The 21,735-nt window shown below is 54.1% G+C and carries 22 protein-coding genes; 6 read left to right on the forward strand and 16 right to left on the reverse strand.

The annotated features are described in order from the left end of the window. Window positions 1–7 precede the first annotated feature (7 nt). The 3 genes from pxpB to PS2015_RS11960 are packed head-to-tail and all read left to right on the forward strand — an operon-like array spanning window position 8 to window position 2,365. Window positions 8–688 (forward strand): 5-oxoprolinase subunit PxpB, encoded by a 681-nt coding sequence (gene pxpB, locus PS2015_RS11950; protein WP_058022449.1) that lies wholly within the window; start codon window positions 8–10, stop codon window positions 686–688. After that, window positions 681–1,631 carry a 5-oxoprolinase subunit C family protein gene (locus PS2015_RS11955; protein WP_058022450.1) on the forward strand — a complete coding sequence of 317 codons (951 nt, stop codon included), beginning with the start codon at window positions 681–683 and terminating at the stop codon, window positions 1,629–1,631. Before pxpB ends, PS2015_RS11955 begins: the two co-directional genes overlap by 8 nt. After that, the gene (locus tag PS2015_RS11960) at window positions 1,628–2,365 is read left to right on the forward strand and encodes a 5-oxoprolinase subunit PxpA (protein ID WP_058022451.1); all 738 of its coding nucleotides are present in this window, start codon (window positions 1,628–1,630) and stop codon (window positions 2,363–2,365) included. The genes PS2015_RS11955 and PS2015_RS11960 overlap by 4 nt, the downstream gene beginning before the upstream one ends. On the opposite strand, the gene gspN is transcribed toward PS2015_RS11960, so the two are convergent. From gspN to PS2015_RS12030, 14 genes are all read right to left on the reverse strand, one after another. Further along, the gene (gene gspN / locus PS2015_RS11965; RefSeq protein ID WP_169792311.1) at window positions 2,349–3,068 is read right to left on the reverse strand and encodes a type II secretion system protein N; all 720 of its coding nucleotides are present in this window, start codon (window positions 3,066–3,068) and stop codon (window positions 2,349–2,351) included. The two genes, PS2015_RS11960 and gspN, sit on opposite strands and share 17 nt — an antisense overlap. After that, entirely contained in the window at window positions 3,065–3,571 is a 507-nt protein-coding gene (locus tag PS2015_RS11970) for a type II secretion system protein M (RefSeq protein ID WP_058022453.1), read from the reverse strand. Before PS2015_RS11970 ends, gspN begins: the two co-directional genes overlap by 4 nt. Continuing rightward, window positions 3,568–4,788, reverse strand: a complete 1,221-nt coding sequence (gene gspL / locus PS2015_RS11975) for a type II secretion system protein GspL (RefSeq protein ID WP_058022454.1) — start codon at window positions 4,786–4,788, stop codon at window positions 3,568–3,570. The genes PS2015_RS11970 and gspL overlap by 4 nt, the downstream gene beginning before the upstream one ends. Window positions 4,789–4,793: 5 nt before the next feature. Further along, the gene (gspK, locus tag PS2015_RS11980) at window positions 4,794–5,858 is read right to left on the reverse strand and encodes a type II secretion system minor pseudopilin GspK (RefSeq protein ID WP_058022455.1); all 1,065 of its coding nucleotides are present in this window, start codon (window positions 5,856–5,858) and stop codon (window positions 4,794–4,796) included. Window position 5,859: 1 nt separating this feature from the next. Continuing rightward, window positions 5,860–6,561 carry a type II secretion system protein GspJ gene (locus PS2015_RS11985; RefSeq protein WP_058022456.1) on the reverse strand — a complete coding sequence of 234 codons (702 nt, stop codon included), beginning with the start codon at window positions 6,559–6,561 and terminating at the stop codon, window positions 5,860–5,862. After that, window positions 6,558–6,938 (reverse strand): type II secretion system minor pseudopilin GspI, encoded by a 381-nt coding sequence (gene gspI / locus PS2015_RS11990; protein WP_058022457.1) that lies wholly within the window; start codon window positions 6,936–6,938, stop codon window positions 6,558–6,560. Before gspI ends, PS2015_RS11985 begins: the two co-directional genes overlap by 4 nt. Beyond that, the gene (locus PS2015_RS11995) at window positions 6,935–7,456 is read right to left on the reverse strand and encodes a GspH/FimT family pseudopilin (protein WP_058022458.1); all 522 of its coding nucleotides are present in this window, start codon (window positions 7,454–7,456) and stop codon (window positions 6,935–6,937) included. Before PS2015_RS11995 ends, gspI begins: the two co-directional genes overlap by 4 nt. Then, complete coding sequence (gene gspG / locus PS2015_RS12000) at window positions 7,428–7,871, reverse strand: type II secretion system major pseudopilin GspG (RefSeq protein ID WP_058022459.1); 444 nt, start codon at window positions 7,869–7,871, stop codon at window positions 7,428–7,430. The genes PS2015_RS11995 and gspG overlap by 29 nt, the downstream gene beginning before the upstream one ends. 14 nt (window positions 7,872–7,885) lie before the next feature. Then, window positions 7,886–9,109, reverse strand: a complete 1,224-nt coding sequence (gene gspF, locus PS2015_RS12005) for a type II secretion system inner membrane protein GspF (protein ID WP_058022460.1) — start codon at window positions 9,107–9,109, stop codon at window positions 7,886–7,888. A gap of 2 nt (window positions 9,110–9,111) precedes the next feature. Next, window positions 9,112–10,575 carry a type II secretion system ATPase GspE gene (gene gspE, locus PS2015_RS12010; protein ID WP_058022461.1) on the reverse strand — a complete coding sequence of 488 codons (1,464 nt, stop codon included), beginning with the start codon at window positions 10,573–10,575 and terminating at the stop codon, window positions 9,112–9,114. Continuing rightward, complete coding sequence (gene gspD / locus PS2015_RS12015; protein ID WP_169792313.1) at window positions 10,572–12,530, reverse strand: type II secretion system secretin GspD; 1,959 nt, start codon at window positions 12,528–12,530, stop codon at window positions 10,572–10,574. The genes gspE and gspD overlap by 4 nt, the downstream gene beginning before the upstream one ends. A gap of 13 nt (window positions 12,531–12,543) precedes the next feature. Further along, the gene (gspC, locus tag PS2015_RS12020) at window positions 12,544–13,377 is read right to left on the reverse strand and encodes a type II secretion system protein GspC (protein WP_058022463.1); all 834 of its coding nucleotides are present in this window, start codon (window positions 13,375–13,377) and stop codon (window positions 12,544–12,546) included. Window positions 13,378–13,423: 46 nt separating this feature from the next. Beyond that, window positions 13,424–16,084, reverse strand: a complete 2,661-nt coding sequence (locus PS2015_RS12025; RefSeq protein ID WP_169792314.1) for a TonB-dependent receptor domain-containing protein — start codon at window positions 16,082–16,084, stop codon at window positions 13,424–13,426. Between the two features lie 116 nt (window positions 16,085–16,200). Beyond that, complete coding sequence (locus PS2015_RS12030; protein WP_058022465.1) at window positions 16,201–17,847, reverse strand: beta-helix domain-containing protein; 1,647 nt, start codon at window positions 17,845–17,847, stop codon at window positions 16,201–16,203. Window positions 17,848–17,984: 137 nt separating this feature from the next. On the opposite strand from PS2015_RS12030, the gene PS2015_RS12035 reads away from it, so the two are divergent. The 3 genes from PS2015_RS12035 (at window position 17,985) to PS2015_RS12045 (ending at window position 20,694) form a co-directional block, all read left to right on the forward strand. Beyond that, the gene (locus tag PS2015_RS12035; RefSeq protein ID WP_058022466.1) at window positions 17,985–19,025 is read left to right on the forward strand and encodes an MBL fold metallo-hydrolase; all 1,041 of its coding nucleotides are present in this window, start codon (window positions 17,985–17,987) and stop codon (window positions 19,023–19,025) included. Between the two features lie 73 nt (window positions 19,026–19,098). Continuing rightward, window positions 19,099–19,902 (forward strand): hypothetical protein, encoded by an 804-nt coding sequence (locus PS2015_RS12040; RefSeq protein ID WP_058022467.1) that lies wholly within the window; start codon window positions 19,099–19,101, stop codon window positions 19,900–19,902. 48 nt (window positions 19,903–19,950) lie between these two features. Then, window positions 19,951–20,694 carry a response regulator transcription factor gene (locus tag PS2015_RS12045; protein ID WP_058022468.1) on the forward strand — a complete coding sequence of 248 codons (744 nt, stop codon included), beginning with the start codon at window positions 19,951–19,953 and terminating at the stop codon, window positions 20,692–20,694. 24 nt (window positions 20,695–20,718) lie between these two features. Here the strand turns inward: PS2015_RS12045 and PS2015_RS12050 are convergent, their stop codons facing one another. Together PS2015_RS12050 and PS2015_RS12055 are read right to left on the reverse strand one after the other, a co-directional pair. Beyond that, window positions 20,719–21,189 (reverse strand): hypothetical protein, encoded by a 471-nt coding sequence (locus tag PS2015_RS12050; protein ID WP_058022469.1) that lies wholly within the window; start codon window positions 21,187–21,189, stop codon window positions 20,719–20,721. A 106-nt stretch (window positions 21,190–21,295) separates the two neighbouring features. Next, window positions 21,296–21,664, reverse strand: a complete 369-nt coding sequence (locus PS2015_RS12055; RefSeq protein WP_058022470.1) for a hypothetical protein — start codon at window positions 21,662–21,664, stop codon at window positions 21,296–21,298. Window positions 21,665–21,735 lie beyond the last annotated feature (71 nt).

The raw sequence follows: 21,735 nt of genomic DNA on the forward strand, positions 1-21,735 counted from the left end.
TAGAGCCATGAGCATACCAGAACCCGCCATTCGTTTTGTGACCGAGAATGCCATTATGCTGCAGTTTGATGAATCGCAGCTGAATGACACGGATCATCAGTTACAACGCCGACTCTGTCAGCTGGCAGAGCAACTGCGCAACCATGAGGGCAGTGCCGCGCTGATTCAGGAGGCCGTGCCCGCGCCGGCCAGCCTGCTGCTGGTGCTGCACAATGGTCACAGCGCCCGACGTGTGGTGCGACTGGCCGAGTCCCTGGGGGACACGCTGGAAACTCTGCCGCCTGCCAGTCGTATCATTGAGATCCCGGTAATCTACGACGGTTCAGATTTGCCAACTGTGGCTGATCATACAGGCCTGAGCACTGCAGATATAATCAAGCTGCACAGCCAACCGCTTTATTTTGTGCAGTGCCTGGGTTTCATGCCCGGTTTTCCGTACCTGAGCGGCCTGGATTCAAGACTTAGTGTACCGCGCAAGCATAATCCGGCTACGCGTGTAGCTGCCGGATCTGTGGCTATCGGAGGCAGTTCAACAGGCATCTATCCTGTCGAAAGCCCTGGCGGCTGGCACGTTATAGGACGCACCGATGCCTGCCTCTTCAATCCCGACGGGCAGCCGGAAACCTTGCTGATGCCGGGCGACCAGGTCAGATTTGTGGTTATAGAAAAGGGGAGCGGTGATGATTGAAATCGTAAACACTGCTCCCCTGCTGACTGTTCAGGATACCGGCCGATTTGGAAACCGGCATCTGGGCATTCCCCGATGTGGCATGATGGACTCCCTGGCATTGCAGCGGGCCAATTTATTGCTCGGTAATACAGTTGATGCGGCCGGGCTGGAGATCAGCGCCGCACCCGTTACGATCAGAAGTCTGCAAGACCACAGCATGGTGCTGATGGGCTCAGACATGCAGGCCAGTGTCAACGCTCAGGCGGTGCTGCCGGGTGTCCCATTTACCCTGTCTCCGGGCGACGTGCTGACACTGACCCGCCCCCGCAGGCCGGGCGAAAGAGCAGTGCTGGCAGTAGCTGGTGGCATAGAAGTGCCTATGAAGTTTGCATCACGCAGCACCGACCTGAACAACCGTTTCGGTGGTTTTCAGGGCCGAGCACTGAAATCCGGCGATCTGCTGGAGGTCGGCGCCCTGAGCGCTGAAAATATCAGTCGCTGCAAAATGTCTCGTTCCATAAGACAATTGACCCCTGATCGGATTCTGCGAATTATTCCCGGACCGGATATTCAGTATTTCAGTACACGTGCGCAGGACACTCTGTTTCAGAATCAGTGGTGGCTGACACCCCAAAGCAACCGCATGGGACTGAGGCTGGAAGGTGCCACCCTGGCAGTGCCGGCCGAGCATTTACGCCTGTCCTGCGGGGTGCTGCCAGGGCAGATTCAGGTACCGGCCAGTGGACAACCAGTCATACTGGCCAATGATGCCCAGTCGACCGGCGGCTACCCTGTGATTGCCAGCGTCATCAACGCTGATCTCTGGAAACTCGCTTACCTGACACCGGGTGACCCGTTTGTATTCCGGGAGGTCAGCGTTGCCGAGGCTCAGGGACTGGCCGCGGCACAGGCAATGGAATTGCAGAAGCTGCGTCAGTATCTGTCATGGGGACAAACATGACACAGATTGATCTCAATGCCGACCTGGCCGAAGGCGGCCCCTGTGACAAGGCACTGTTAACATTGGTCAGTTCAGCCAACATCAGTTGTGGCGCGCACGCCGGGACTGAGCGTGACATCCTGCACGCGATAGACTGTGCCTTACGGAGTCAGGTACGTATTGGTGCCCACCCCTCATACCCGGACCGCGAATCCATGGGCCGCCGATCCATGAAATTGCCGACGGCTCAACTGCGCGACAGCATACACTCACAGCTCAACCGCTTGAGCCGGCTTGTGCAGGCATCGGGGGGCAGTCTGCAGCACGTCAAAGCGCATGGTGCGCTCTATAACGATGCCGCACAGGATCCTGAATTGGCGGATGAACTGTGCGCCTGGATTAAAGAGTTTGACCCGACACTGGCCGTCGTTGGACTGGCTGGAAGTTACATGAAGGAAGCCGCCCGACGTCACGGGCAGCGCTTTTATGCAGAAGCCTTTGTCGACAGAGCCTATCAGCCGGATGGCAAATTGCTGCCCCGCGATCAGAAAGGCGCTGTGCTGCATAATGCGGAGCACGCCATCATGCAGACGCTATCGATCATTCAAAAGGGTACAGTGCTCAGTCACTGTGGTCAGCAGGTCACCCTGTCTGCCGATACATTCTGCATTCACGGCGACAACCCCGAGGCCTTGCAACTGGCACAGTCTCTGGTTGATCGATTAACCCGATCCGGCATCAGGGTGTGTCAGTAATCAGCTCCTCGCCCAGCACCAGTTTTTGCACCGCGTAATTCTGCGGCTGTCGTAACGGCGCACTTATCTGCAATTCAAATAGATCTGCATCTGTCTCGTGATGGTTGTCGGCGGTGATCAACATCTCAAGACCATCCAGCGTCGACAATTGTATGGCGGCGGAACCGATAATCAGTCGTGATGAATCATAACCACTGGACACCGTCATCGACGCATCTGACCACAGTCCACGGCCCTGCAGCGCGACCAGCTTTTGATCAGCATCCGTTTCCAGGCGCTGGATCTCCAGGCTGATGTCACCGGAGACCCTCATGCTGGACTCTCGGATGGCCTGTGAGGCGGGCAGTTCGAGCTGGGTATCAGTCAGACTGAGACGCCCGTGCGAACCGACACAGACTCGCCCATCCATACCATGCACGGGTAAAGCCGGCGCGGGCAGCATGGCTGTAAACTGCATGCACAATTGACCGCCAAGCAGCGATAGTGGATCGACCTGCCAGCGAAGTCGCTGCGCCTGCAGACGAAGGCCATGACCGTCAATCAGAGCCAGGGCTGCCTGTCCTTGCCAAATCGAACCCTGCAGGTTGACAAGATGGACGCCTGCACGATTGCTCACCATGGCCAGTAGTGTTGCCGGCGCCAGCCATACTATCCAGGCCAGCGACAGCAGCAGGACAATCAACACCAACGACCTTATCCTCACCCCCGACGGCTCCTGATACGCAAGCTGACACTGACCCCACCGGATGACAAAGGCGTTGCAGCGACACTTTCCACCACGAACTGAGCCGTCGACTCCAGCTCGGCCAGCCATCCCAGCACCGTCGGCATCTGGCTGTTTTCAATTCTGAGTGACGCGGACAGGCCGTCAGCGGCAGGCTCCAGTGTGCTGACCGTCAAGCCTGCAGCGCGCGCACTGCTGTCCAGGAACTGCGGCAGTCTGTCGACGGCCGTGCTCTGATCGCCCTGTTCGCGCAAGGCAATCAGCTCTGCGGCCAATTGTTCAACGGCCACCAGACTCTGCTGCGCCGAGCTCAAACGCTGAGCCGACAATGTCCGCGACTCCTGCAGCGGTACCAGCATCCACATCCAGACACCGTAAATCAACAGGCAGGCAGTCACCAACAGAAGATAGACCTGCTCCCGTCGGCTACGTTGACGAAACCAGAGATCCAGTGCGCTCAGGCACTGTCTGAGCCAGCTCATAAGCCCCTCCCGCTAATCAACAGACTGGCCTGCTGCCGGTCACCGGCCGAGCTGATATTGCGAGCCTGTGCCGTCAGGCCGGATTCATTCAGGGCATCGGTGAATGTCAGAATTTCCGCATTGCTGGCGGCTGTAACGGCCAGTTGCAGCTCGCCCTGGGCGGCACTGAAATTAAGCCGATGTGTATCGATTTGCGGGTATTGCAATAGCACTGGCGCGACGGCGCTCAGAACCGGCATCAATCCCGACTGGTTTCCACCGCCGCGAAACTGCCTTATCTGCGCTGTGAGCTGCTGTTCCGCATCCACCAGCATACCCTGAGGCACAGCGCGCCGATACGCTGTCTCAATCTGCTGCTGAAGTCGATCAAAACGGCTGCTGTTCACCTGAATTTCAACCGCTGCCGACAAGGCAAACAGGGCAACCGCAGCAGCGCTCGCCATTGCTGGCATTTTGAGCGGCTTCCAGAGCCGCTGCCAGCGGACAGGCGCTGCAAAAGCGCCCTGCCGCAGATTGATTGCGCTGCTTATGCCAGGCTGCAAGGCGTCCCAGGGGTCATGCAGACGCACAACATCAATCTGGCAGTCGACCAACAATTCGTTCAAGATCGACTGCACAGCCTGCGTCGTGCTCTCTTGCGACGCAGACACCGTAATCTGTTCCGGCAAGGGGCCCGGTACGTCAGTCAGCAGCGCAGCAATGGCTACTTGCAGCATATCCGCGGCCACAGTCGTAGCCTGCTGCCCCCACGCCAGATCCACTCTGTTGTTGTCCCGGATATTCATGTGCCAGTGGCGATGATCAGCCTGCAGCAAATGGGGAATAGCATAACAACGGTCTACCCACAAACCCGCGCGTTCCAACGGCTCAACCAGTTTGCGCAGCATCGTTTTATCCAGGTAAGCGGCCGTGACAGTGAGCCCATCCGGCTCCGCCAGGGCAACATGCAGACTGCTGATGTCGGCTGCCACAACAGACTCAAGCTCGAACGGCACCAGGCGTGCCAGGTGCTTTTTCTCGGCGGCACTAAAGTGCAGGTGGCGGGTAAGTACATCACTGCCATCCAGCAACAAACACAGCGATGCGCCATCTGCCACTGCGACCAGTTCATCGAGTGAACCTTCAACTGACGGACTCAGCCACGTACCCTGCCGGCTGCAAGCACGCCAACGGTAGCGGTCGCTCTGGTCCAGAAACTGTACAGCCAGTGTGTTCATACGTTTTACCTGATATCACCATTGTAGCGGGCCAGCGCATAGACGCCATTATCATCCCGGTATATTAAAGATTGCATCTGGCGCTCCTGATCATCGATCATCACCCTGACAGACGCCAGAAAGTATTGACTGAATACAGAATAAAGCGGCGTTGCATCCTGTTCCGTATCGGCATCTTCGGCACCAATCATCGCCAATGGTCCTTGCGGATCAGCCGGAAAACCTGCCGTCATAAATTCTGCCACCTGCAGCCACGGCTGTCGGGCACGAAGGTCCAGAATCGCTAAAACATCCTCTTCGTCCGCCGCCTGCAGTTGCTGCTCATCATTTAATGCTCGCAACACGAGCGGCGTCGCCGTATTAACGTTAAGAGAGGTAAGGCCAGGCAAGGCGACAGCACGCTGACGCAACTGTACCAGTAATTCAGGTGTCACATGTCGCACCAGCAACAGCTCACTCAGGTCACTAAGAGGTTGATTGGCAGCCTGCAGCCCGGTGCCGGCATTCTGATAAAAAAGTGACTCAGCGCCACCCATGCCACTGACCTGGTCATCGCTGTCTATCCAGTCAGTAATCGCCTCGGTGACTGCCATGGCCTCGCTGTCGCTCAAAGCCAGTGACTCGATACTTTTCAGCAAACGGATAAATTGTCGCTGCGGTGCACTGAAACGCTGCGCCGGCGGGGCTCCGTTATCATCATGATAAGCCGTCCGTACACGCAGGTTGTTAATATTAAACAGTCCTTGCGCATCAACAATACTGACCTGCAGCATGCCATCGTCAGTGGGCAGAGGCGGCAATTCCAGCGCCCAGCTTTCGCCCGCGTGATCGACCACGCCTTCTGCCGACATGCTATCGTGCTGCCAGTCCTGTTGAAGTGCCGCCAGAGCCAGTTCTTCCGCGCCACGCAGATAGGTCTCAAAGCGCTGCTGCAGCAGTCGACTTTCTGCCAGGCTGGCATTAACCACGAAGGCCTGCGCCAGCTGTACTGCCAGAATCGCAACCAGCGCCGCCACCAACATGGCAACAATCAATGCACTGCCCCGTTGTCTGATTCTGATCACACTCACCTCAATATCCTCCGGTCAGTGTCAGAATTCGTTGAATCCGGCCAAAAGCTTCACTTTCCACGGTGACTTCAACGGCTCGCGGCAGCCCGCCTGTCTGCGACGTGGCTGGCCATGAGGGATACCAGGCGGCCTCGGCGGTTTCGCTGGCCGACGCAAAAAAGCGAAACGCCAGCGATTCAATATCCTCTGTAATTCTTGATGTGCCGGTTGGCGCTGATATCAGCGTCTGATTCTTTTCCTGCCAATAATCGCGGTACAGAACACCGTCACTGTCCAGACGATACAACACCCGCTGCAACTCTGAACGGGGGAGTTGCAAGGGATTTGTCCAGCCATGGCGTACCAGCCACAGTTCAGCGTTCGCACGGCCCGTCAGTTCTGACAGAAAAAACCCATCACCGCTGGCCGACAATAAGGCCGGCGGTGCCGACTCTGGATCAAACATACCCTGCAAGCGGTCAACCCCGACGGCCGGCGACGGCAGGTCGCGCGCCACCGCCGTTGCCAGATCTGCACTCAACAAGGTCCAGAACCGCTCCATCTGATTCAGTTCCTGCAACCGTTGTGTGGCACCATCACCCGCATTGATGGCCCCGTCCAGAAAGCGATAAGACACGGCGCCGATCATAACCGTCAGTGACATCGCAATCAGCAATTCTATCAATGTAAAACCAGCCGCGAATCTGTGAAGTTTCAATCTCACGGTGACTCCGTCAACGCTGTTCGCTGGTATACAACCAGACGTGACAAGGTATCTGCCGGACGCTGCACGGATGTCACTTCAACGGTGTATCGCTGCAGCCCGGGAACGGCAGTTGGCTCGGTGTTCATTTGCCAGAGCCATTGCCGACCGGACATCTCAACCTGTCCCCGGTTGTCCGGCAACATCGATAACTCCAGCAGAGCCAATTGATTCTGCGCCACCCAGGAGGCCACGGTGCGATCTCTCAACTCGCTGACGGTATTGACCTGCGACCCGATCTGAAACATCAAGGCGGGCAGAGCCAGCGCCACGATAAACAGCGCAACCATGACTTCGACAAGTGTGAACCCGTTTTCCGAAATACGATCCAGCCTCATGTGTTGTCACTCATGATCTCGATAGCCCCATCGACCTCGTTACTGATCACCATCCGCTGCTCACCAATGAGCGTGAGTGTAAACGTCATGGTTTCTCCTGTCGGGTAGAACACCAGTACGGGCAGTTCGCTGTTCTGCTCTGACCAGCGCAGCCCGTCAACCGTTATATCCGGCGTAACACCCGGTGGCAGCGCTGCAACTGGCAGCGCGGCAATCTCATCCAGCCATTGGTTTTGCCGCCAACCAGACCAGCGGACCTGCCATTGTTCAGTACCAGTCTGTGAAGGCGCCTGCCAATGCATGGCGATTGGCTGATGACGCACAATGGCCTGGGTGGCAGCCGTTTCCAGCATGGCGCGAAGGCTCACTGCGGTATCTTCGGTCTGCTTGCGCGCACCAACACCACCGATCGACAGAGACACCACGCTGATCATCAGAGCCATGATGGTCATGACCACCAGCAGCTCAATCAGACTGAAGCCGGTCTGCTTATTGCTCAGCGTTTTGCCAGTTTCCATAGTCACTGTTCTGTCCGCTGCCGCCGCGTACACCATCGGCACCATACGTGAATATGTCGTAAGGACCATTCTGGCCGGGACTCAGATACAGATAGGGATTGCCCCAGGGATCAACCGGCAGGGACTCCAGATAACCATCACTTTTCCAGTTTCTGGGCACCGGTTCCAGCGATGGACGCTCGACCAGTGCACTGAGCCCCTGCTCGCTGCTGGGGTAGTCGTAGTTGTCCAGTCGGTACATGCGCAGGGCTGTTTCAATCGCCGAGAAATCAGCGAACACTTTCTGCACCCGCGCCTCATCAGCACGCCCCATCACATTGGGCGCGATAATACTGATCAGCAAGCCCATGATCACCAGCACCACCAGTATTTCAATCAGACTGAACCCGCGCTGTTTTCCGGTTTTATTCCTCATAAATCAACCTGCCGTTATATCAGAGTATTAATATCGAAAATGGGCAGCAATACCGCCAGCATGATCAGGGTGACCAGTCCACCCATAATGACAATCGTGAGCGGTTCCAGCAGCGCCATGGTAGTACCGATTCGGGCACTGAGTTCACGTTCCTGATTATCTGCAGCATAAGCCAGCTGTTTGGCCAGCGTCCCGTTAGCCTCGCCGCTTGCAGCCATCTGCACCAACAAGGGCGGAAACTCGTCGCTCTGCCTGAGACTTTTGCTGAAGCTGCCGCCTTCCTGAACGCTGACAGCTACCTGTTCAGCACTGCGACGCAGCACCTCGTTGTCCAGCACCTGACCGGCAATGCGCACCGATTCCAGCAGCGGCACACCGCTGCCCAGCAGAATCGCCAATGTGGAAGCAAACCGTGCGGTGTCCATCTGCCGGAAGGTATGACTGAGCACGGGCAAGCTGAGCAGCCAACCATGCCATCGCAGGCGATTCGCAGGCTTCTGCAACCAGAACCTGAACAGCGCCAGCAACGATATCAAAGCGACCAGAGTCACCAGTGCCCAGACCGAAGTCAGAAATTCACTGGCGCCAATCAGAAGCTGCGTCAGCATGGGTAGCTCACGGCCAGATGTGGCAAACATACTGACCAGGCGCGGCACTACAAAGGTCATCAATAAAATGACAACCAGCACACTGACTCCCATCAGCACCAATGGGTAAATCATGGCCATTTTTATTTTCTGGCTGGATTGCTGGCTGGACTCCGCATACTGAGCCAACTGTTCCAGTACCTGCCCAAGGTATCCGGCTGACTCGCCAGCGCGAACCATGGCGCAGTACATACGATCAAACGCACCGGGGTGCTCTGCCATAGCCTGGGCCAAAGTGTGGCCTTCCATCACCCGCGAGCGAACCTGCGACAGGATATCCTTGACGTGCATATTACTGGCCTGCCGGGCGCTGATCTGCAGTGCTTCATCCAGTGGCATGCCGGATTGCACCAGGGACGCCAATTGTCGACTGATCAGGGACAACTGAGAGACAGACAGACGACGTCGGGGCCTGAGCCACACCGGTACACTGCCAGCCGCCGATGAAGAGACTGATGTTTTGGTAATTGCGAGAGGTTTCAGGCGCATCGTGCGAAGCTGAGAGCGAACCTGCCGCTCAGAGTCAGCCTCCAACATGCCTTTCACAGTCCTGGCCTCTGTATTCAGCGCCGTGTAACGAAATGAGGCCATGATCAGCTGCCGCCACCCATGGTGGTTACTCTCAACACCTCTTCGGGACTGGTGTCGCCGGCCAATATGCGCTGTCTTCCGTGTTCGCCAATTGACTCGCTGTATTGCCGCGCGTGCGCCAGCAACTGTTGCTCTGAGGCGTTGTCATGGATCATGGCTCGCAGTGTGTCATCAACTCGCATCACTTCATACAGCCCCGTGCGGCCGCGGTAGCCGCTGTTGCCACAAGACTCGCATCCTGAGGCCCGATAAATAACAGAGCCTGACGGCAGGCTGAAGCGCTGCAACTCCGAGTCAGTGGCCTGCACGGCCTGGCGGCAGGATGAACATAGCCGCCTGACCAGTCGCTGCGCCAGCACCAGCTCAAGGCTGGAAGACAGCAGAAAGGGTTCGATACCCATATCCTGCAATCGTGTGATAGCACCCACCGCTGTATTGGTATGCAAAGTCGACAGCACCAGGTGTCCCGTTAAAGAAGCCTGTACCGCAATAGCGGCGGTTTCCTGGTCACGTATTTCACCAACCATCACCACGTCCGGATCCTGGCGCAGAATGGCACGCAGGCCCCTGGCGAAGGTCATATCCACTTTAGTGTTGACCTGCGTCTGACCAATGCCGGGCAACTGATACTCTACCGGGTCTTCAATGGTCATGATGTTGCGCTGGCGGCTGTTGATATGCTGCAGACCAGCATACAGGGTAGTGGTTTTCCCGGAGCCGGTGGGTCCAGTCACCAGAATAATGCCATGCGGTTTAGCCAGGGCGTCGGCAAACGCCTGATAAACAAACGGTGGCATGTCCAGTTGCTGCAGGCTGAGCTGACCGGCGGCCTGATCCAGCAGCCGCAGCACCACCCGCTCGCCAAATGACGAAGGAATGGTTGATACCCGTATATCAACCGCATGACCTGCCAGACGCACGCTGATCCGACCATCCTGCGGCAGACGCTTTTCGGCGATGTCCAGGCGCGCCATCACCTTGAGCCGTGAGACCAGTACCGGTCCCAGTTCAGATTTCGGTGACAACACATCACGCAGCACACCATCCACGCGGAAGCGGATTGAAACCCGATGCTCAAACGGTTCGATATGAATATCAGAAACCTGCTCACGCACTGCCTGAGACAGAACTGCATTAATCAGACGAATCACCGGCGCGTTATCAGCATCCGACAGCAGATCGCTGTTACGTGGCAACTCATCAACCAGTGTTGACAGATCCACATCATCACCCAGTTCGTCGGCAGCACGCTGTGCATCATCTGCGCCACTTTGATACAGATCCGTCAATCGCTGCTGAAACTCGGCAGCCGGCAACTGACGTGGAGAAAACGACTTCTTCAGCACTCTCTGCAGTTCTAACAGCACTGTCAGGCTGAGCCGATCACGGCACAGTACCTGATCACCCTCCACAAACACACCGTGTGCAGAGGCGAACTCGTAAGGCAATAAGTGCACCGCTGTCATGGAGCTGACTCTTCCCACGGCGGTAAAACCGGCATCTGGGTACCACCAAAGGCACCTCCATTAACCGGCAACTGACGCAGTTGCTGATCGCGAATCAATTGATATTTTTCGGCGGTGGCGCCGCGCAGCGCCGCATCATCACGCAGTATGGTCGGACGAATAAAAACCAGCAGATTGGTTTTCTGTACGGAACTGGATGTTGACCGGAACAAGCGGCCCACACCTGGCACTGAACCCAAAAGCGGTACACGTGTTTCGCTCTGAATCACATTGTCGCGAATCAATCCACCCAGCACCACGATCTCGCCATCTGAAACCGTGACACGTGTCTCTATTTTTCGCTCATTGGTAATCAGATCCACTGCGCCGGCTTTTTGCGAAATGCTCGAAATTTCCTGGTTGATATCCAGCGCCACCTTGTCACCCCGATTCACATGGGGCGTGACGCGCAATGTGGTACCCACGTTCTGGCGGTTAATGGTCTGGAACGGACTGTCAATACTGCCGGTATTGCCTGTATTGGTATACGAGCCTGTAATAAACGGCACGCTTTCACCAACGGTGATCATGGCTTCAGTATTGTCAGTGGTGAGTATGTTTGGCGTCGACAGAATATTGGCTCCGGAACTGGCCTGCAAAAGATCAACCAGAGCCAGCAGATCAGTGCTGCTGCCAATCCGTCCGATTCCGATGGTTTGCCCTGCTGCGCTGGCCAGGCCTGCTGCCAGACTGGTCAACCCGTCCTGACGGTTATCGTTTAAGGCGCCCTCAGCCACCAGACCCAATTGCTGCAGATTATTGCCGGCATCAAAGCTGCTGGCAAAGGCGCCGCTTTCATCGCGAAATAGCCACTGGATACCCAGGTTCTGCCCCACATCGTCATTGATTTCGACAATGATGGCCTCCACCAGCACCTGCGCACGCTGGATATCCAGGCGACTCACCACGTCCATCAGGGAATCGATGATGTCCAGATCTGCAGTAATGATAAGGGCATTATTGTCAGGATCGGCTTCGATGCTGGCATAGCGTGATGCCGGAGTAGCTCTGGCAGTTGAAGCCTCTACCTCTGCCGCACCTAGCTCGTAGGTGTTACGAACGACCGATTGCAGCACTTCTGCAACACGCGTCGCATTGGCGTACTCCAGATAAACAACCCGGGTATTGCCGGTCTGCTCGCGGGGCTGATCCAGCAGCGTGATCAACTGCTTGACGTGATCTCGCTGCCGCTGCCCACCAGTGACCAAAATGGTGTTGGTGCGACCGTCGGCATTTACCTGCAGACGCGAGGTCTCCGGGTCCTGATCGGCAATCTGAGGGCTCTCGTTCATTTCCCGCAGCAGATTGACAATATCGGCGGCATTCGCGAACTGCAGTCGAACCACCTCAGTTTCGGGAACCGCCGAGCGGTCAATCTCATTCAGTATCCGGCGGACGCGCTCGATATTCGCCACGGTATCTACAACTACCAGCATATTGCCCGCCGGATAAGCAGACATCTGTCCATTACTTTGCGAAATCAGCGGACGCAGCACAGGCAGAACCTGATTGACTGATACGTTGTCCAGTTGAATGGCTTCAGTCACATACTGGCTGCTGCTTGTGTTGCTGTCCGAGGAAAACGGCAGCGGCGCGGCACGTACATCCTGCGTTGGCAGGATGCTGACCATGTTGTCCGCCGTCTCTACCGCCGTAAAGCCGTTGACATCCAGCGCGCGCAGAAAAATCGAATAATAGGTATCCGCATCAACCGGCATACTGCTGATTACGGTCATCTGCCCACGCACACGTGGATCAATAATCATGGTTTTGCCAGTGACATCCTGCACGGCGCGGATCACCTCCAGAATATCACTGTCCCGGAAATTGGGTGTCCATAATTCATCTTGTGCGAGTGAGACTGTCGACATCAGACAGACACACAGCAATACACTGACTTTCAGACTTGCTCTCATAATCACTCTCATGTCATTGCAGGCCCAGCGCTGCGCGATTCAGGTTGACGTCGAAACGGGTGTCATCCCGTTGCACCTCAAGCTGCACGGACTCACTCTGTTCAATTGTCTGCAGCAGACCGGGCAGCTGGGTCAGCTGCGTCACCGCCTGGCCATCTATTGCTGTAATCAGATCACCCACACGCAGACCCACATTGCCCAGCAGATCAGCACGACTGCCGTGGCGGATGCGCAAACCAACCGGCCGCCCGTCCTGCTGATAAACCTGAAGACGGATGATATTGCTGAGCGCCGCTGTCGCAAGTGGAACAGACTCTGCCACTTCTGAAGCGACGGTAATGGCTGTTGCCTCAATTGCATTTGCAGCTTGTGATCTTTCGATGCGCACTTCATACATTGACAGACGTTCTTCGCGCCCGGCATTCATCAAGATTACATGGTCAGGATAAACTGCCAATAGCTCAACATCGGCGGCTATGCCACTCAGCCTGTCGCCCGGCTGATACACCTGCTGCTCTGCACCGCTTGCAATAATGGCTTGTGAACGCTGCGGCAGGTTACTGACCATGGAGCCACGCAAAACCAGATCGAGACGAGTGTCTGCTGCTGACGACTGCTGAGAGCTATCAACCAGCACTCCGCTTCCGGCCGGTGCCAGAATAAAGGCACGACGGATCGTCGACAGGTCAACGGCCCGGGCGGTTGTTGGTGAAACTGGTAGCGACAACAAAGAGCCTGAGACTGACGTTTCAGCAGACGGAAAAAGGATCCAGAACACACGGGCCAGACTGTGACCAGCCCACACCAGCATCACTACGGTCAGCAGTAATGCCAGTGCTTGGGTCAAGGAGAAAGATTGCAGAGTTGTCTTCAGTATTTTCTCCTGTTACGTCTTACAGTTTCCACTGCAGATCCAGACGGATCCGCGAGCCGGTTGCCACATCAATGATTTTCACGTCATTCTGGTAGAATTCGCGATTCTCATCAAGCAGGTTCTGAGCTCGCAGTCGCACTGAAATACGATCAGTCGGATAATAGGTGTAGGTCAGGTCCAGTGAATGGAACGGATCTTCGAAGGCATCCGGCGTCTGGTTACGGCCACCGAAGTAGATACGGTCACCAAACACGTTGTACAGCAGTGACGCTGAATGCTGTCCATTATCTGAATCAAAACCAAGCTGAGCATTAACAACATACTCAGAATGTCCGGTGAGGCGTCGACTGAGACTTGTCTGAGAGCTGCTGGCGTCGAAGGTCAGTTCAGAATCACTCAGCACCAGGTTGCCGCTGACAAAGAAACCACGTCCGATATTTTTGAGCCCCTCAAACTCGATTCCGTAGATTTCTCCGGCTTCGGCGTTTTCAAAGCTCAGCAGTGTCGCATCCTGAGGACCTGGCCGCTGAACCCGCTCGATTGGACGGCTTATATCCTTGTAAAACAACGAGACCGTTAAGTTATCGCCGTTGTCAAAAAATGCCTCAGACCGCAGATCAATATGGTCGATCTCTGAAAACGACAGGTTCGGATTGCCCTGCACCCGGTTATTCAATTCAGGGTCGAGGAACTGGATGTCGGCATATTCACGCAAGTCAGGTCGCACGACTGTTTTGCCGTAACCCAGGCGTACCTGAAAGTTGTCAGTTCCGAAAAGGCCGTCTCGCATATAGGTCAAAGCAGCGGCGGGATAAAAATCATCACCCAACAGGACTGCGGTAGTACCCGGTTGTTCCAGATCCTGGATAGTAGCGTTCAGGGACGTTCCGGAGTAATCCAGCAGATCCAGCGGCAGAATGCCACGGGTAAAGTCTTCCCATCGCAAACCGGCAGTAACACGCCAGTTATCATAGAAGTAGGCATCCACCGAACCAAAAGACGCCATCTTGGTTTCTCCGGCGATATAACTTTCTGTACCAAAGTTGGATCCCATATTCAGAGAGAAACCATTACCAAGATCTGCCAGGCTCTGATCACTGAAAACATCAGACGGGAAGCCTTCACGCCCTGTCGGACCTACAACAATGTTAGCCGTATAACCGTAGTACTGTCGTGATTTCTCACTGTAGGTATAACCGCCAGAGACCGTGCCACGGGTGAATCCCAGATCAAAATGAGCATCAAACTGATACCCCCAGCTTTCCACATCATCTTCAAGATCCAGGAAAGCAAACTGCGCTGAGGAGCCAAGGTTGACTGATGTCGAGATCAGTTCATCGGTCTGCGGATTGCGCAGATTGAGTGACTGCACAGAACTTGAATTGGGCACCTCAGACGTGGCGGTGGCATCGGAATAAAACCATCGTAGATCGATATCGTCGATGACATCCAGAAAGGTCGGCACGGTCAGGAAGTCCAGATCGCTCATGGTGAATGAGTGCTCACCAATGACCTGGTTAACAAACAACTCCCGTTTCTCGAGATTGCTCACCTGCGTCCGGCGCTGGCGACCACTGGGCTGCTGAAAATCCGGGTTATAGCCTTCAACGATCGACGCCTGATCTTCGTCATCCTGCAGCAAATAAGTGTTGGTCGAGATTGTATGCCGATCCTGATAGTTCAGGCTCAGATTCAGCGCGCCGGTCACACTTTCATTGGTAAAGGTTCGCTGGATCTCCCGAAATGTTTCTTCCGGATTATTGAAATCCTGCTCAAACTGATCCGAGTTGCTATAGGATGTACCGATCGCCGCATTGGCCAGCACGCCGACACTCAGGTCGTTGTTGATGTCAAACGCATTACCCAGCGTGACAGAACCACTCATATCCGGACTGATGGACGTCGGTTGCTTGATATCAACATCACGGTTTAGTGACAGCATCAGGTCTCGATTGATGCGCTGGGCTTCCAACTGCTGGGCTGGTGTGGGTATTCGGGAACCAGGAAACTCGAATCGGGCAATATTTGACGGCTGGATATTACCCTGATACTTATTGAGAGCTTCCAGGATTCCGGATGGCAATCCACCCTGGTCACCCAGGTTGCGCAAACCCTTACCAGAATTTTCGCTGTTCCAGCCGGTACCCACAGAGACATCAAACACCAGGCCATCAGGCGTGCCGCTGGTGCGAATGTCAACGTTACCGCCACCAAAGGCGGCAGGCTGATCCACCGAGTAAGCCTTGTGAACCTTGACCGATTCAAGAATCGATGCCGGTATGTAGTCCAGCGGAATCACATTCCGGCTGAGCTCCGGGGAGGGGATTTCCGCACCGTTCAAGGTCGCGCTTGAGTAGCGTTCACCCAGGCCGCGAACGTAAATATACTTGCCCTCCACCAGGGACAGACCCGTCACCCGCCGCAATGCCATGGCAACGTCAGAATCGCCAGCCCGGGAAATCTGCTCAATGCCAATCACTTCCGCTGCGAAGGGCTGTTCGACCCGTTCCATGATGATCGACCGCGACGCGTCACGCAGCCGCCCCATCACCATGATCTCCTCAATCTGGGGGGCTGCCACTGCTGAGCCCTCCTGTTGTGCGTGGACGTTAGCACTCAGGGATACACCCGTCAGGGCGATCGCTATCGCGAGTGACAGTTCCCGCTTTTTTCCTTGCATCACATTATTCATGATCGTAACCCGTCGAATTATTGAGTTTTTGAAACTCGATCGGGGATAAGTCCGCGATGGCCTTATCCCCGAGAGCCTTACGCTGTATCCATTCGCTCTATCGGTTACAGACCTACTGTCCAACCGGAAACCCAGTCGTCGCCTTCCTTGACAGCGCCGATGAAGTCGACGGCTTCAAAGAAAGAACTGCTGCCCGATGAGCCCAGGGCCGGGGCAGCATCTGCCGCGAAGTTGTCCCGCAAACGAGTTACATCGAACACCGTGACATTGATCGGGTTGCCATTGGCATCGGTCATGCTGGGTGCAGTGATGTAGGCTGTCGGGTTGGACGGACTCAGATCCTTGATCACTGTGGCCGGCAGACTGGCTGACGAATCAATCACCGCGTTGCCGTTACTGACCAGCCAGTTACGCAGGTCCAGACCCGCTGAAGCGGATACCTTGACGGCTTCTGTACAGGCATACACGTTGCCGGATGCCGCGCTGATTCCTGAATTGATACCCGCGATAGCCTGTGTACTTTCTACTTCGAAACACTCATTACTGGCCATGCCGCTGGCATTGGAAGTGATGATGGAATTGTATTCCTCAAAGTAAACACCTTCCCGGTAAAGAGAGCCTTCTGAATCACCTTTGGCGCTGGGTGCAGTGCCCGTATTGGTGTCCACGTTGGACGTGATACAGGTCATATTGGAAACACGACCTTTGGTAAAGGGCTGCAGGTCATCCGGCTGGCTGCTGCCCGTATTGTCAGCTTCGATGCAGCGGTTGGCGCCTGAGGTATGGACAACCAGAGCAAACTGGATATCGCCCTGCCAGCCCTCAGAATAGTCAATTGAGTCATCGCCCACATTGACTGCCACGATGCGCTTCATATCGACCGCGCCACCAAACATTTCGAAACCGTCATCCAGCGAGGTGTAGGTCTGTACGTACTCAACAGTCGTGCCACTACCGACGCCATTGAAAGTGATAGCATTCAATTCATCACCATCTACCACTTCAAATCCTGCATGGCGCACCTGCAGGTAACGCAGCACACCTGAACTCTCTGCATTGTTGATACCGCCGTAAGTTGACGGACGACCCTCAGTGGTCACATGGCAATTGTGCGGATTATTAGCAGTAGGCTGACGATCAGCGTCGGTACACTTGTTAGTCAAACCGTTACCGTTGATTACCAGACCACCCCAGAGACCGCGATCGGACTCAGTCGCCTGATTGTCACGCAGGTCCTTGACGCCACTCATGATGATGGGCTTGCTACGAGTGCCATCTGCAATAATGCGTGAACCACGATTGATACGAATGTAGTCTTCCGAGTTGAAAAACGCGAGCTTTGTACCCGGGGCCAGGGTCAGCTCGGGGCCTTCACCGTCCTGGGGGATACGCACGCCTTGCGCTGCGGCATTGGCGTTGACGTCTTCTCCGACAAACAGACTGTCTTCAAATATATGAATACCGCCGTTAGGCAATTCGTTGATTACCAGATCAGTGGTCAAAGGGCGGGTATCGCTGACAAACGTATTGGAATAGGTGCAGTTGCTACCATCATAAGAACCCTGCAGAACCTGGCCTGATACGGTGTAGCTGGCACAAGGATTGGTAGCCGGTGTACTCCCGCCACCTTCCACGGTAGTATTATTGGAGTTGCTGACAGAGGTTGTGGGTGCCAGCGTTACGCCGCCGCCGTCGCAGGCGGTAATTGCTGCAGCCAATACGCTGACGCCGAAAACAGTTTTTATATTCATGCCTTATATCGCTCCTGATTGCTTGTCGGGTAACTTACTGATGGGCGTCATGGTGCCGGAGTTATTTGTCAGTATCGTGACAATTCAAAAAAAAACCGGGCGCGCCGTTTCGCGCCCTTTAAGCTGGAGGTAAGATCATGATTTTCAGACAACTTTATGACGAAGTTTCGTCCACTTACACCTACCTGCTGGCTGATGAAAGGTCTCGCGAAGCCATCCTGATTGATCCGGTTTTTGAACAGCTGCACCGCGATCTGGCGCTGTTACGTGAGCTGGATCTGACGTTAAAACTGGTCGCCGATACCCATGCACATGCAGATCATGTTACCTCCGCCTGGCTTCTGAAACAGAAGACCGGCTGTCAGATTGCGCTGTCTGCTGCCGCAGGTGCGGAGAATGTTGACCGGCCACTGAAACATGGCGATACCATTGGCGTTAAGGGAATCAGTCTGGAAGTACGGGCTACTCCGGGACATACAAACGGCTGCCAGACTTACGTATTGTCGGACCATAGCATGGCCTTTACAGGCGATACCCTGCTTATCAGAGGATGCGGACGAAGTGACTTCCAGCAGGGCGATGCAGCACGACTATATCACTCGATCACCGAGCAAATTTTCAGCCTGCCAGATGACTGCGCCATCTATCCGGCACACGACTATAACGGCCGGACCGAATCGTCCGTTGGCGAAGAGAAAAAACACAACCCGCGGGTTGGCGGCGGAGCCAACGAGAAAGACTTTGTGCATTACATGCACGCCATGCAATTGCCCCACCCTAAAAAAATAGATGAGGCACTGCCGGCCAATATGCGCAGCGGCATGCCTGAAGATGGCAAGCTGCCGCCGGAACCTGATTGGGCGGATATCCGAATTACCTATGCAGGCATCGCAGAAGTAGAACCGGAATGGGTGGTTCAGAATCAGCCGTCAGTGACTATTCTGGATGTGAGAGAAACCGATGAAATTGAAGAACCTTTAACTGGCCTGAATAATGCCATCAGCATTCCGCTGTCGCAGTTGCGCGACAGGGTCAGTGAAGTACCTGGCGACAAACCTGTGGTGACATTATGCCGGTCGGGCAAACGGTCTTCCCTCGCGCTTGGCATTCTGAAGAATGCCGGGCATGACAAGGTTGCCAATATCCATGGTGGTATTTTGCATTGGCATGGGAAGTAGGTAAGCTGTTCAGCCCCGATTAATCCTCACCCCCATAAGCTGTCCCTGTCATATATAAGGACGAGGACAGCTTATGAAAATCCTGACATTAACAATCACCCTTCTAGCCACCCTGTTTACAGGCGCAACTGCTCATGCCAGCGACAATATCGCCAGCGCCTGTGCAACACTGGAGTTCATGGCCAAGATGGTGGCCATCAATACTTTGCTTCCCGCCAACTATGACTCGCCTGCAGAACTGCGTGACATCCGGGAGCATCTTAAGCAATTAAACACACTGGCCTGCCAGCCGGTTGTGCACTCAGAGCTGACCCAATACAACAGCACTTATGCAAATGGGCGTCGTGTTTCCGACGATCTCAACAACAGAGCCTGGTACTTTGCCAACGGTCAACTGTTTACCGCCCGTCCGGGGCGCAACAGCACAATTTACTACCCCAATGGCCAGGTGATGGCGTATAGCTGGATGCGTGGCGGGCAGACCATCTACTGGCCTAACGGAAATCCGGCCACATTCAGCTTCAGGACTGCTAATGAGGCCTGGTACTACCCGGAAGGTTATATTGTGACTTATCTGGCGGGTGTTAAAGGCGCGCGCTGGTTCTACCCCTTCGATAACCAGGCAGGTCAGGTGGGTCAGGAAATGATCTCCGCTGACTGGGGTGAGGCTGGCGAGTACTTTAACCTGATTGAATTTACACCTTACGGACACATGCTGATGAGGCGGGAAAAAATACGCGGCAAGCTGGTGCTGTCAGACCATGAGTTATTGGATGTGCCAGGCGTGATACTTATGATTACCCGATTGTATCAGGCCCCAGATGAAGCCACTCTGTTTATACCCGGTGACGGCAGTATTACAGGGGTACCTTATTGATAAAACCTCGCATATAATCAATCCAAGAACGTAAATGGTGTATCGATCATGCCAGCACTACCGCCAAGCCCGGCTGACTGCAATCGCAAGAACAGCGTTGTCATACTGGAAGATGATAAGATCTATGGCAAAGTACTCGAATTTCAACTTCGAGCCAGCGGGTTCGAATCGAAACTGTGCGGTTCTACAAATGCTCTTTTTAATCATATAAAGACACATGGAAATCCAGACATTTTTATTCTTGATTATTTTCTGGGAGATGAAGAACCGACTGGGCTGGAGATATGCCGACGAGTAGTCACATATTTTAATCGTCCGGCTATTATGTTAACTGGCAACGATAACGTAGAGACACTGGTCAGCTGCCTGACGGCAGGTGCCGATCAATACATCGTCAAACCGTGCGATGTAAGAGAACTCGTCGCACGTATAGAAGTTACTTTACGACGCCAGGATACACGTAGCAGCTACAGAGAAAATTCGCTCACCCTTCCTCTGGATGAAAACATATCAATTAGCTGGGAAAATGAAAGCCTGCAGCATTCAGACGGCAGAATTTCACATCTTACACAGAAAGAACTCGGGCTACTGGAGCTATTTTTACGTGAACAAAATCGGTATATCGATAGGCGCAAAGCGTTTATGTCGCTTTATGGATATGAAATGGATCCATTGAACAGATCAATCGATGTATTGGTGAGCCGAATACGCAAAAAGTTGAGAGAATTAGACGATGATTATCGTATCAAAACCCTGCGCGGGCACGGCTACGTTCTCTATAAAAAGAAATAATTCAGAGAATTGGACTTGATATCGTCATTGAGTCTCCACCCACTCCACTCCATCGAAATCTCGCACTTCTTTAATAACCCTATATTTTCTCATAAGACGGTTAATCTGTTCTATTTTAAGCTCGTTCGACAAAGTTTCACCCTTTTGGAGCGCTTCCATTCCTTTAGTCGATTTCGAAAATTTACTGTTGACGTAATCATAAACACTTCTCGGATTTCTATAGAAATTTGGAGCACCTTGCCTGATGATGGACGAGCCCAACTTACACAAACAAGCATCACGACCTCTAGGACTATAAAAAGGTACCCCGCCTGCCTCTTGCCTAAGCATTGTGATTGTAACTAACGCCCCCAGGAATACTTCAGTTTGCTTTACAAATTCAATTACCTTGTGATCTTTGTCGGACCTGAAACCCGCAGGATTCTGGTCCACAAGATAGGAAACAAAAATTGTCACTAACTCATGTCTATTAATAACTGAAGAGGTCAGAATCATACGCTTTATTTGCGTATAATCATCCAGAACCAGACACTCAAATAAAGCTAGACTCGCATCGTATGTAAGATTTGGTATTCTCAGCATTGTATGTTGGAGGATTTACTTACTGCCAAGAGCTTTGACTCAGTATCACTGCAATGGCAGAAAGCAACTCGCTTCGGTAAATTGGCTTCAAAAGAGTCGATACATCAGATATGTCAGAAGAGGGCGAAGGACTGTTTTCAATTTCATCTTGGAATATGATGACTTTTTCCTTAGAGTCACTAACAGCTCTTATCGCGCCTCCATCCTTCAGCAGACTAGAGCTAACAATCACCGCCGCATACTCACCTAAAGTCAAACGGTCGTGCAGGACATCAATGTCACTGCTTACTGTCGCAGTTAGCCCATAAGACTCGAGCATAGACGCTACTGCGTCTCGGTCTCTTCTGTCTTTCAGAGCCACGAGTAATTTTGGCGGATCGAACAACATCTGTACTCCATATCCCCTCCAGCAAACGAATCAGATTAATATCAGAGAACAGAAGATAAAAATGTAAAATT

This window comes from Pseudohongiella spirulinae, from assembly GCF_001444425.1.
GTDB lineage: Bacteria > Pseudomonadota > Gammaproteobacteria > Pseudomonadales > Pseudohongiellaceae > Pseudohongiella > Pseudohongiella spirulinae.

Coding starts and splice junctions, on each gene's coding strand:
- pxpB (WP_058022449.1), top strand. CDS start 8: ATGAGCATACCAGAACCCGCCATTCGTTTTGTGACCGAGAATGCCATT.
- PS2015_RS11955 (WP_058022450.1), top strand. CDS start 681: ATGATTGAAATCGTAAACACTGCTCCCCTGCTGACTGTTCAGGATACC.
- PS2015_RS11960 (WP_058022451.1), top strand. CDS start 1,628: ATGACACAGATTGATCTCAATGCCGACCTGGCCGAAGGCGGCCCCTGT.
- PS2015_RS11970 (WP_058022453.1), bottom strand. CDS start 3,571: ATGAGCTGGCTCAGACAGTGCCTGAGCGCACTGGATCTCTGGTTTCGT.
- gspL (WP_058022454.1), bottom strand. CDS start 4,788: ATGAACACACTGGCTGTACAGTTTCTGGACCAGAGCGACCGCTACCGT.
- gspI (WP_058022457.1), bottom strand. CDS start 6,938: ATGAGGCTGGATCGTATTTCGGAAAACGGGTTCACACTTGTCGAAGTC.
- PS2015_RS11995 (WP_058022458.1), bottom strand. CDS start 7,456: ATGGAAACTGGCAAAACGCTGAGCAATAAGCAGACCGGCTTCAGTCTG.
- gspG (WP_058022459.1), bottom strand. CDS start 7,871: ATGAGGAATAAAACCGGAAAACAGCGCGGGTTCAGTCTGATTGAAATA.
- gspF (WP_058022460.1), bottom strand. CDS start 9,109: ATGGCCTCATTTCGTTACACGGCGCTGAATACAGAGGCCAGGACTGTG.
- gspE (WP_058022461.1), bottom strand. CDS start 10,575: ATGACAGCGGTGCACTTATTGCCTTACGAGTTCGCCTCTGCACACGGT.
- gspD (WP_169792313.1), bottom strand. CDS start 12,530: ATGAGAGCAAGTCTGAAAGTCAGTGTATTGCTGTGTGTCTGTCTGATG.
- PS2015_RS12025 (WP_169792314.1), bottom strand. CDS start 16,084: ATGCAAGGAAAAAAGCGGGAACTGTCACTCGCGATAGCGATCGCCCTG.
- PS2015_RS12030 (WP_058022465.1), bottom strand. CDS start 17,847: ATGAATATAAAAACTGTTTTCGGCGTCAGCGTATTGGCTGCAGCAATT.
- PS2015_RS12035 (WP_058022466.1), top strand. CDS start 17,985: ATGATTTTCAGACAACTTTATGACGAAGTTTCGTCCACTTACACCTAC.
- PS2015_RS12040 (WP_058022467.1), top strand. CDS start 19,099: ATGAAAATCCTGACATTAACAATCACCCTTCTAGCCACCCTGTTTACA.
- PS2015_RS12045 (WP_058022468.1), top strand. CDS start 19,951: ATGCCAGCACTACCGCCAAGCCCGGCTGACTGCAATCGCAAGAACAGC.
- PS2015_RS12050 (WP_058022469.1), bottom strand. CDS start 21,189: ATGATTCTGACCTCTTCAGTTATTAATAGACATGAGTTAGTGACAATT.
- PS2015_RS12055 (WP_058022470.1), bottom strand. CDS start 21,664: ATGTTGTTCGATCCGCCAAAATTACTCGTGGCTCTGAAAGACAGAAGA.